6 protein-coding genes, 1 tRNA gene and 1 pseudogene are annotated in these 10885 nt (G+C 43.7%); 5 read left to right on the forward strand and 3 right to left on the reverse strand.

Features of this window, described 5'->3' with window-relative positions:
• Positions 1-136: 136 nt before the first annotated feature.
• The 4 genes from pstS (at position 137) to pstB (ending at position 4211) form a co-directional block, all read left to right on the forward strand.
• Complete coding sequence (gene pstS, locus F7734_RS58365; protein ID WP_155753292.1) at positions 137-1333, forward strand: phosphate ABC transporter substrate-binding protein PstS; 1197 nt, start codon at positions 137-139, stop codon at positions 1331-1333.
• A 169-nt stretch (positions 1334-1502) separates the two neighbouring features.
• Complete coding sequence (pstC, locus tag F7734_RS58370) at positions 1503-2453, forward strand: phosphate ABC transporter permease subunit PstC (protein WP_155753294.1); 951 nt, start codon at positions 1503-1505, stop codon at positions 2451-2453.
• A 20-nt stretch (positions 2454-2473) separates the two neighbouring features.
• The gene (pstA, locus tag F7734_RS58375) at positions 2474-3358 is read left to right on the forward strand and encodes a phosphate ABC transporter permease PstA (protein ID WP_155753296.1); all 885 of its coding nucleotides are present in this window, start codon (positions 2474-2476) and stop codon (positions 3356-3358) included.
• 46 nt (positions 3359-3404) lie between these two features.
• Entirely contained in the window at positions 3405-4211 is an 807-nt protein-coding gene (gene pstB / locus F7734_RS58380) for a phosphate ABC transporter ATP-binding protein PstB (RefSeq protein WP_155753298.1), read from the forward strand.
• 171 nt (positions 4212-4382) lie between these two features.
• On the opposite strand, the gene F7734_RS58385 is transcribed toward pstB, so the two are convergent.
• The 3 genes and pseudogenes from F7734_RS58385 to F7734_RS58400 form a co-directional block, all read right to left on the reverse strand.
• Positions 4383-4453 (reverse strand) — tRNA-Gly (locus tag F7734_RS58385).
• Between the two features lie 92 nt (positions 4454-4545).
• Positions 4546-5796, reverse strand: coding sequence for a hypothetical protein (locus F7734_RS61510; RefSeq protein WP_166482807.1), 1251 nt, complete (start codon positions 5794-5796; stop codon positions 4546-4548).
• Between the two features lie 236 nt (positions 5797-6032).
• Positions 6033-9571 (reverse strand): annotated as a pseudogene (locus tag F7734_RS58400) (response regulator).
• A 635-nt stretch (positions 9572-10206) separates the two neighbouring features.
• Between F7734_RS58400 and F7734_RS58405 the strand changes: the two are divergent.
• A complete protein-coding gene (locus tag F7734_RS58405) occupies positions 10207-10818 on the forward strand; it encodes a GNAT family N-acetyltransferase (protein WP_207714465.1) in 612 nt (203 codons plus the stop codon).
• Positions 10819-10885 lie beyond the last annotated feature (67 nt).

The following is a 10885-nucleotide window of genomic DNA, read 5'->3' on the forward strand; positions in this document are numbered from 1 at the left end:
GTTATTAGTAAAGAATGTTAATTTTTCTGAGATAAATTAAACTAAAATCGTTACCCTCAGCTATGTTAACCTTTTCTTTACTATACAGCTGTATAGTATAAACGCTTAGCTGGAAAATTAGTAAAACTACATGTCCATGCTTTTCCGTTACCCTGTCGTTAATTCTTCTCGCCTAACGAGAACAGCTTCAGTATTTGCACTTACCCTAAGCTTAGCTGCTTGTGGTGGTGGAGAACAGCAAGCCCAAACTGGTAGCAACACCAGTGAGAATACTGGCACTGCTACAAATACGACTGCTACCGCACCTGGAAAACTCGATTTAGGTGGTAATGTATCTTTAACTGGTGCTGGAGCATCTTTCCCAGCACCTTTGTACACCGCTTGGTTTCAAGGATTAAATCAGAAATATCCCAGCCTGCAAGTTAACTATCAGTCAGTTGGTAGTGGTGCGGGTGTAGAGCAATTTATCAAAGGCACAGTGGATTTCGGTGCTAGCGACGTTGCTATGAAGGATGAAGAAATTAAGAAGGTAGACAGAGGTGTTCTGTTACTACCCATGACTGCTGGTAGCATCGTAGTAGCATACAACCTACCGGGAGTAGACAAGCCGATACAACTACCTCGAGAAGTTTATACCAATATTTTCCTAGGTAACATCAAGACCTGGAACGATCCTAAAATTACTGCTGCCAACTCTGGTGTTAACCTACCCAATACACCAATTACCATCGTACACCGCTCAGATGGTAGCGGTACTACAGGCGTTTTCACCGAGCACTTAAGCACAGTGAGTCCAGAATGGAAATCCAAAGTGGGTAGTGGTAAAACTGTGAGTTGGCCTTCAGGGGTAGGTGCTAAAGGTAATGAAGGTGTAACTGCCCAGGTACAACAAACAGAAGGTGCAATTGGTTACGTTGAATATGGCTACGCCAAACAAAACGGTCTGAAATTTGCGTCCTTACAGAATAAGGCAGGGCAATTTGTTGTGCCTTCAGATGCATCAGCAGCGAAAACTCTTGAATCCGTTACATTACCAGAAAATCTCCGCGCTTTTATTACAGATCCAGAAGGCGCAGAATCTTATCCCATCGTAACTTACAGCTGGATTTTGGCTTATAAGAAATATCCTGACGCAGCAAAAGCCAAGGCAGTTGAAGCCATGATTGAATATGGCTTAACGGAAGGTCAAAAATTGGCTCCAGAACTGGGATATGTTCCTCTTCCTCAACCTGTAGTGCAAAAAGTGGCAGCTGCAGCCGATGCCATTAGCCCCGATTACAAGATAGCAGGGGGTGCGGCTGGCAGTACAACTGCGGCTAGCACTAGCAAATAGGCATTTCAACACTTACAGATTTTTAAGTTCGCCGTCACCCATTTCATAAACACAAGCAGAACCGCTGAAATAGTTTTAAGTGTTACCTTGTTTGGGGCGTAAAATTAAAACTTTGATTTTTACGCGGTTCGCTCCCACTTTTTTTTCTGTCAATGAGTGAAATCATGAGATGAATACGCAAGCTGAGAGTCATCAATCTACTATTCAACCTCGCTCTCAAGTTGAAAAATCAATAGATAACGGCTTTATTTGGTTAACTCGGATTTTTGCAATAGCAGTCGCTGCACTTCTATTGTGGATAGCAGTTCAGGTTGCTATTCAGGCGGGACCTGCGATGCAAGAATTTGGTCTTGGTTTTTTAGCAAAAAGCGCTTGGAACCCTGTCACAAATGACTACGGAGTGCTACCGCAAATCTACGGGACTTTGATGAGTGCTTTCATCGGTCTGCTGATAGCGGTTCCAATTGGTGTTGGTACGGCTGTGTTGTTGAGCGAAAGTTTGTTACCATTGCCTGTAAAAACAGTCATAGTTTTTTTAGTAGAACTGTTAGCAGCGATTCCTAGCGTTGTTTATGGAGTTTGGGCAATTTTTGTGCTCATCCCTATATTGACAGGTATTGGAAAATGGTTGAATGCTAACTTTGGGTGGATTCCATTGTTTAGCACTGTTCCTACAGGTCCGGGATTATTACCAGCCGGTGTTATCTTGGCAATTATGGTTCTGCCAATCATTACAGCTATATCCCGCGATGCTTTAATTGCCGTACCCTCTAGTTTGCGTCAAGCAGCTGTAGGGCTGGGGGCAACTCGATGGGAAACTATTTTTAAAGTTCTCATTCCTGCTGCATTCTCTGGTATCGTCAGTGCAGTCATGCTGGCACTCGGTCGGGCAATGGGCGAAACTATGGCTGTCACAATGATTATTGGTAACGCTAACACGATTAGCCCTTCGTTGTTTGCACCATCCAATACAATTTCTTCGCTACTGGCAAATCAATTTGCAGAGGCAAGTGGTTTGCAAGTCAGCGCTCTAATGTATGCAGCGCTAGTTCTGTTCGTATTAACTCTGATAGTTAACATTCTGGCAGAGCTTATTGTTTTAAGAGTGAAGCGACTGTAGAAAGTGAGTGTATTTAAAATATGGCAACTGTTCCAAACCAGCCCGGTGGAGGGTTTACTGGCAACTTAGCTCGCGTTCCCATGTCTCCCCGGACACTTTTTAGTTCGGTGATGACTGGTGTAGCATTTTTGTGCGGGATATTGGCTCTTTTGCCTTTGCTAGCAGTATTGACTTACGTTCTCCTACAAGGCTTCAGCAGTCTCAGTCTCGATTTGTTCACGAAATTACCACCACCACCTTTAGTGAAGGGTGGCGGTTTTGGGAATGCGATTGTGGGAACGCTCATTATGGTGGGCATTGCCGCTTTAATCAGTGTTCCATTTGGAGTCTTGGCAGCTATTTATTTGACAGAATTTAGTACTGGTAAACTCTCACGCTGGATTCGCTTTGCTACTAACGTTCTGAGTGGAGTTCCCTCTATCATTGCTGGGGTTTTTGCTTACGGTATCGTTGTCGCAACAACAGGTGGTTTTTCAGCAGTCGCTGGTGGCGCAGCGTTGTCAATTCTCATGTTGCCAATTATTGTGCGAACAACTGATGAAGCTTTGCAACTGGTATCAAAAGATTTGCGACAAGCAGCTGTGGGTTTGGGAGCAACTAACTTTCAAACAGTTTCTTGGGTCGTCGTACCCGCAGCTGTACCGGCTATTGTAACAGGCGCAACTCTAGCGATCGCTCGTGCTGCCGGGGAAACAGCTCCCCTGCTATTTACCGCTCTATTTTCTCAGTTTTGGCCAAGTACTTTATTTCAACCCACTGCGTCTCTGGCAGTTTTGGTGTTTAACTTTGCAATTGCTCCCTTCAAGAACTGGCAATCGCTGGCTTGGGCAGCATCTCTTATCTTAGTGTTGTTAGTTTTGGTCACAAGCATTATTGCTCGTTTGGCAACTCGCGAACGCCGCTAAGCAAGCATAGTTTTATGACTCTAAGATTCAATCCTCGGAAAATTCTATGACAACTAACGTTAGAAGCGAAAATCAAACGGGAACCGTTTTCCGTACAGAAGGGCTTAATGTATACTACGGTAATTTTTTGGCAGTACGCGATATTTGGCTTGATGTTCCCAGAAATAAGGTAGTTGCTTTTATCGGTCCTTCTGGATGTGGTAAAAGTACCTTACTGCGTTGCTACAACCGCCTCAATGACCTAATTGAAACTTTTCGAGCCGAAGGAAAAGTATTCTATCAGGGTGAGGACTTGTATGCACCTCATATCGATCCTGTTGTAGTCCGTCGGCGAATTGGGATGGTATTTCAAAAACCAAACCCATTTCCAAAATCAATTTATGACAATATTGCCTTTGGTCCTCGGTTGAACGGATACAAAGGAGATATGGATGAACTTGTGGAACGCTCGCTCAAACAAGCAGCTTTATGGGATGAAGTCAAGGATAAACTGCGACAAAGCGGATTGTCTCTTTCCGGCGGACAACAGCAGCGTCTGTGTATTGCTCGTGCGATCGCAGTTCAGCCTGAAGTCATTCTCATGGACGAACCTTGTTCTGCACTTGACCCCATTTCTACCTTGCGTGTTGAGGACTTGATTCACGAACTCAAAGAACGGTACACAATTATTATTGTGACCCACAATATGCAACAAGCTTCACGTGTCTCCGATCTCACTGCATTTTTCAACGTCCAAACCTCTGAAAAGGGAGGTCGTACAGGTTATCTTGTGGAATACGATCGCACGGAATCAATCTTCCAAGATCCACAACAACAAGCCACTAGAGAATACGTCAGTGGTAAATTTGGTTAAGAATCTTATCCGCTTGTTGTAATTATTAGCAATGAAGCAAGTTATTCAGTGTGTGGTGGGGTGAGCGATGCTCACTCTTCTTTTTGTAGTGCTTGTGATTTCCACAAATAAGCTCTGCGATTCACTCATAGCGATCGCTTTATTCCTATGAAACATTAACCCTGAATCCCAAGCGGGCAGCGAGAATCGAACTCGCATCAATAGCTTGGAAGGCTATGGTTTTACCACTAAACTATGCCCGCAAATTTCCAACTATTTAAACATAACACAATGTTTGTGAAATGACAAGTGGTTGGTGGTTAGTTGTTAGTTGTTAGTTGTTGGTGGTCACTGGTCACTGGTCACTGATTTTGGGCTGTATTGTGATGCGTACAACAAGATTGCTGAGAGGAGGCTTTTTTCCATTGCTGCTTGCAGGAATAAATTTTTGGTCTTTGAAAAGTAAGAGCGCATACTCTCGGTATCGGCTGCTTAGAGGTTCTGAAATCTCTGGAGGTATGTAAACATCTGTAAGATTGCCACTGCTGTCAATAATTAAAGAGGCTTGGAAGGTTATAGGTCCGGGTGTAGGTTCTTCGTTAGGTGAAATGTTTAATTCTTTCTGCCTAATATTTCCTATGGGTTGAGCTAAGTTTTCTGGAATGTCTTTTTGTACGCCACCTGTTTCTATCTCCCAACTCCCAATCCCGATTCCTCCTTGTTGTGTATTGGGTGATGATTGTTTTGGTGGTTGGATTGGTTGAGCTAAAGAAGCCAATGGCGTTTCTTTGCCTGGAACCACTTCACCTTCTGTTTTGGGAAGATTTTCTGGTAAGCTAGTCTCACTTGCTGAGGGATTGGGGTTGCTAGAATCGGTCGTGTTATTTTGTGGATTAAAAGCGCGATCGCTATTCTCTTGATTTTTTGGCTCTTGAGAAGTTGTATCAGTATTTTCCTCGTCGGGATTGGGTGAAGAACTAGGCTCCGGCTGTTGGTCTTCAAAACCTGGGCTAGATGATGGAGAAGTTTCTGGTTCTGGAGTCTCTGTAATGTCAGGTGAAGGAGTTGGTTCTGGTTGCTCGTCACTGGGAGTATCAGGTGAAGGAGTTGGTTCTGGTTCTTGCGCCTCTGGAGGAATTGGATCTGTTGGCTCTGGGACTGGCGGAGGTGTTGGTTCCGGCTCTACAGCAACTTTAGGTTGAGTTTTTGGGTTTTTAGGTTTAACGTCCTCATTTATTGAGGGTTGTGGAGTCTTTGTAAAAGCAATAGCATTTCTGTCTTCAATAGGAGAAGATTTAACTGCTGAAGTCTTTGGAGCTACTTGCTTTGGTGGCTTGACTGAGAGAGGTTTTTGCGCTGCTGGTTGTCTTTTTGGTGAAGCTTTTGTTGGAGTTTGTTTTGCCGAAATCGTTATAAATTCTACAGGTATAGCATTAGAAGAGTTGGTTTGCAAAAGGCTTAACCCGTGCGATCGCAACAGCCAAAATAGCAGCATGTGCAGGCTTATAGAACTTAAGGCGACAGCAATCCACAACCCAGGTGGATCGGTATGTCGCCTGTAGGTTCTTTCTGGTGTTGGAGTTTGGTCAGCTACAGGTTGTGTCATGTTTATGAGTTGTTATTAGATAGTGGTTAGTCGTTAGTCGTTATTTTTCATACTAACCACTAACCATTATCGATTAATGGGCATTGCCCACCTTACGCTCATAGATAATATAACTGGCGCTTCGCTATCAGGGCTGGCTCCCCAACCTACGTGTTTTCGTATTTTTCGGCTTAACCGACAAGTATTGATTGTTAATCACCATTAGCCATTAGCCATTAGCCATTAGCCATTAGCCATTATCTATTAGCTACAACTTCTGGTGTTACGGAGAAGGTAAGAACTGTTTCATCGACTCCTTTGAGTTCTAAGGGACTGCATTTGGTAATTTCTTCATCTTGCAAATAATCTGCTACGGCTGCAGAAACTAGTATAGTGCCGGGAATAGCTGCTTGTTGCAATCGGGCTGCAATGTTTACACTGGGACCGATGGCTGTGTAATCGGCGCGTTCGGAACTGCCAAACATTCCCACAACTGCTGTACCTTGATGGATACCGCAGCGAAACTGAACGCCAGTACGTCCGTCACTGTCAAAAACGCCTTGCTCTGTCCAACGTTTGTTTAATTGTGAGAGCGATCGCAGCATGGCTCTAGCTGTATTAATAGAGCGTCGTACTTGCTCGTTGGGTGTGAGTTCTTCTGGTGCTCCAAATAGAGCTAATATGGCATCTCCCATAAACTTATCTACTGTACCGCCGTTGTTAAATACGGCTCGTGTCATTTCTTCTAAATATTCATTTAATAATTCTGCTACTTTGCGCGATCTTAAAGTATTTGATAGTTGCGTAAAACCGACAATGTCACTGAATAAAACTGTAATTAAACGAGGTTCTGGTCGTAAATCTAAAACGAGTTCTCCTACGGCTGCTTTTTGTACTAAAACTGTTGGTAAAAACCGCTTTAGTACTGATTCTGTCAAATAAGTATTCAACTCTAAAACCCGCCGTTCGTTTTCTTTTAGGGCTAAAAGATTCCTAACCTCTGCCAGAAGTTCTCGGTCATTAAACGGCTTTGCCAAATAAGCATCTGCACCGCGTTCTGTACCTTCAATCCGAGTTTCTTCATCAACTTTTGCCGTTAGTAAGATGATGGGTATCCCTTTTAACTTCTCCTCATTGCGGATTTCCCGAATCATTTCCAATCCGGATATTACAGGCATCATCAAATCGCTAATAATCAATTGCGGTATAAATTCTCTCGCAATCCGCAAACCTTCTAAACCGTTACGGGCTGTACGTACTTGATAGCCATGAGCACGTAGAATACTTGATACGTATGTTCGCAAATCTGGATTATCGTCTACTACTAAGACAGATGCTTTGGGGGTGTTAGAAGAATTCGCTGTGGCGGCTTTCTCATCTTCCCAGGTTCCTTGTCCCCAATTCCCTGTTTCTTCTTCTATGAGTTCCAAGTCTGCTAACTCTACGCTAGCGCGACTTATATTCAACTCACATGGTGTTTCCAGAACTTGCTCAACGTTTAAATGCGTACTACCGGGAATCAGGGAGACGGTGAAGGTTGTTCCTTTTCCATACACTGATTGAACAGCAACTTCACCACCATGGAGTTCCACCAATTCTTTAACAAGAGCCAAACCCAAACCACTTCCCTCATAAGAGCGATTCTCTGAACCTTCTGCTTGACGGAAACGGTCAAATAGATAGGGAATTTGCTCTTTAACAATACCAATTCCGGTATCTTGTACCTGCAACAAACATCGGTTTCCTATCGAGCGCACGGTGACAGCGATCGTGCCGCTATTTGGAGTAAATTTCATTGCATTTGACAAGAGATTATACACCACTTTGTCAAATTTTTCCATATCTAAATAGACTGTAGGGCAATCTTCTAGCTGACTGAGCAGATGCAATCCTTTTTTTTCACAATAGGGGCGAAACGATTCTATAATTTGATTGACAAATTCCGCTAAATTACAAGGTCGGAAACCGGGTTGCATTCTACCTGCATCCAATCTTTGTAAATCTAGCAATTGATTGACGAGCCGCAACAAACGACGGGAGTTACGCAATGCGATCGCACTTTGTGAGTAAGACAGCCCTTCTTTTGAAGCAACTGCAGCCTCCAAGGGTCCCTGAATTAAAGTTATGGGAGTGCGGAACTCGTGAGAAATGTTTTGAAAAAATTCAGTTTTTTGTCTATCTAATTCCAGCAAGCGCTCAGCTTGATCGCGCGTTTTTTGATAGAGGCGTGATTGCTGTACGGCAATAGCTGCTTGAGACGCGACGGCTTTCGCCAAATCTATTTCTGATGGCAGCCATTGCCTTGCCCTGTGATTTTCACGCAAGGTAATACTTCCTGTGATTTTACCATCAGCTAGTAAAGGAACTACTAATAGCGAGCGGGCTGGGAGTCGCAATGGCAAATCGAATCCTCTGATTTCCGGCGGACATTGGTTCATATCGGCGATCGCAATTGGTTCTTGTGTCCGCAATATTTCTTGTAGAATAAGATTTTCTTTAATAGGCGATTGAGATATGGGTAACTCGTGCTTCCCGTTCTGCTCGTACTTGCTAGAATTTTCACTTAATAAAGTGTTTTGAAAACTGTCATACAAACCCACACGTTGAACAAATTCATCTTCCTCCGTCCATAAAGACAGAACACAACCGTCCACTTGTAAAGCTTGTCCCAATTGTTGGGTAATAGCAGCAAAAATCTCTTGAGGATCTAAGCTAGAGCGAATCGCACTGGTAATTGTATTAATCAGAGATTCCCGCTTTGCCAAAGCGCGAACTTGCTCGTAAGCATAGGCTTGAGAAAGAGCTAACGCTGCTTGATCTGCTACCATCATGACTAACTGCACCTCGTCTTCCTCCCAAATGCGGGGGGTTTTGCACTGGTGCAGGGCGAGTACAGCCATCAGTTCTTGTCGGCAGATGAGCGGTACTATCAAGCTAGAGCAAATTTCAGCCTCAGCAAAAGCTGTTGCACGACTTTTCAATTCGTGACTATCGCCTTGAATGCGATCGTCAGTAGCTACTTGATTAATAACTTGAACTTCACGAGTTTCCCATAGTGTTTGGGAGAGGAGGGAGAGGCAGACAGGGGAGGGGGAGATGGGAAGATAAGGTAGACAAGGTAAAAAGTTCTACTGTATCTTCGTGTCCCCCTGTCTTCCGTGTCCCCCTTGTCTTCCGTGTCCCCTCCCTTCCACGACTTTCTGATAATAAATTCTTCATTCACCAGTTGGTTATCTTGAAAGGGACGTAAAAGACACACGTCTACTTCCAACATATGACCTACAGTATCTACAATTGCTTGTAAAATTTGCCGATAATCTAGAGCGCTACGAATCGTATTGGTAACCGTGTTCAGCAGCGACTCTTGGCGGAGGGTACGGGTTAATTCGCGGGTTCGGGCTTTCAAAACATTGTGGGTATCCAAAGCTTGGCGTACCAATGTTTTCAGTTCTTCGGCTTCCCACGGTTTAGTGACATATTTAAATACCTTACCGGCATTGATTGCTTCCACCAAATCTTCGACATCGGTGTAGCCAGTTAAAATAATCCGAATAATATCTGGATATTGAGTTGCTGTTAAACTCAGAAATTCTGTACCACTCATCATTGGCATTCGTTGATCGGAGATGATGACTGACACATCTTCTTCTTTTGCCAACAGTTCTAGTGCTGCTGGACCAGAGTTCGCTCTCAGTACCCTATAGTCTCGATAAAAGGTACGATATAGCAAATCAAGGTTGTCGGGTTCGTCGTCAACAACCAAAATAGTGGGTTTACTGTTTGCTTGGGATTTCATGCACCGCTTTCCTGCTGCAACGGCAGACGCATAAATAATAATCCGATCGGGTAGTTATATGTCAGAGTCAGGTGAAAGCAGAGCATTTTAAGTGGTAGGGCCATTTGCCTACGTAACTGCTGAGCGGAGGAAAGTTTGTTCACAGCCAATTGCCTCAATTGCTGGTATGGATTACCATTTACAAGGGATGCACTCCGAGTGAGGTAGATGGGTAACCTTTAGTCTTACAGAATCATTGAATTCTTGCCAACTCTATCCCTCACCTCCGGCGAGAATCGTTAAACACCACTATGCAGCTTTCAGGAGTGGGTGAAAAAATCCATCTAGTGAGGCTGCATACTTAAGTTTTCCCGCCACAGCACCATTGCTAACATTTTTCAGTAAATTTTATTTATGGCGAGCGTGGTAGAGTTTGTAATATTACTACAATACGGGGAAAAATCAAAGTATACTATCAGACAAATACTTAACTCCAATTTAACAATCAACACGGGCAAACTGCCACAATACTCCTTATATTACCTGCAGTCCGATCTTAAATTCACCGGAAATCTTAAAATTCTCTTATTCGGTTAGATGGTGTTTTAGGATAGTTGAGAACAGTAACACTCCATAAAATCAAGATTAAACTAGCTTTGAAACCCTGGTTTTTTCATTCGTCATTACAACAGCCAGCTACCGACGCCGCTCCCAACGCCCCCTCTAAGTTTCAAATCCGTGCAGCTACACCTGCTGATTTGACTGGCGTTGCCCAAATCATTGCTGAGAGTTTTCACTCCCAAAATGGTCTTCTAGGATGGCTTTTTCCAATATTGCGTTTGGGTATTTATGAAGATTTAAGACATCGTCTTGCGTCAAGTGCTCCCCATCACCTTTGTTTGGTCGCGGCTAACACGACAAACTATAGGGCGGATGATTTAGTTGGTACAGTAGAGATGGGTGTTAGATTCAATGATTCGTGGAATGAAGTTTCGAGGAGCGTTCTTTACTTATCCAACCTTGCTGTTCATCCTACATATCGCAGACAAGGAGCAGCATCAGGGTTACTTCTAGCTTGTGAAAAAGTAGCGTTGAATTGGGGATTTCAAGATTTATATCTTCACGTTTTAGAAAATAACTACGAAGCCCGCCGCCTTTATTTTAAGGTGGGGTATCGAGTCTACAAAGTAGAGTCTTGTCTGAATGCTTTTTTCCTGAGACGTTCGCGGCAGATTCTCCTACATAAGCGTTTGACCAGTGACCAGTAACCAGTAACCAGTGACCAGTGACCAGTGACCAGTGACCAGTGACTAGAAGGCTTATGTTGGTCACTGG

The organism is Scytonema sp. UIC 10036 (assembly GCF_009725235.1).

Bases quoted from the DNA above. Each gene is read 5' to 3' on its own strand.
- pstS (WP_155753292.1), top strand. From the start codon at position 137: ATGCTTTTCCGTTACCCTGTCGTTAATTCTTCTCGCCTAACGAGAACA.
- pstC (WP_155753294.1), top strand. From the start codon at position 1,503: ATGAATACGCAAGCTGAGAGTCATCAATCTACTATTCAACCTCGCTCT.
- F7734_RS61510 (WP_166482807.1), bottom strand. From the start codon at position 5,796: ATGACACAACCTGTAGCTGACCAAACTCCAACACCAGAAAGAACCTAC.
- pstA (WP_155753296.1), top strand. From the start codon at position 2,474: ATGGCAACTGTTCCAAACCAGCCCGGTGGAGGGTTTACTGGCAACTTA.
- pstB (WP_155753298.1), top strand. From the start codon at position 3,405: ATGACAACTAACGTTAGAAGCGAAAATCAAACGGGAACCGTTTTCCGT.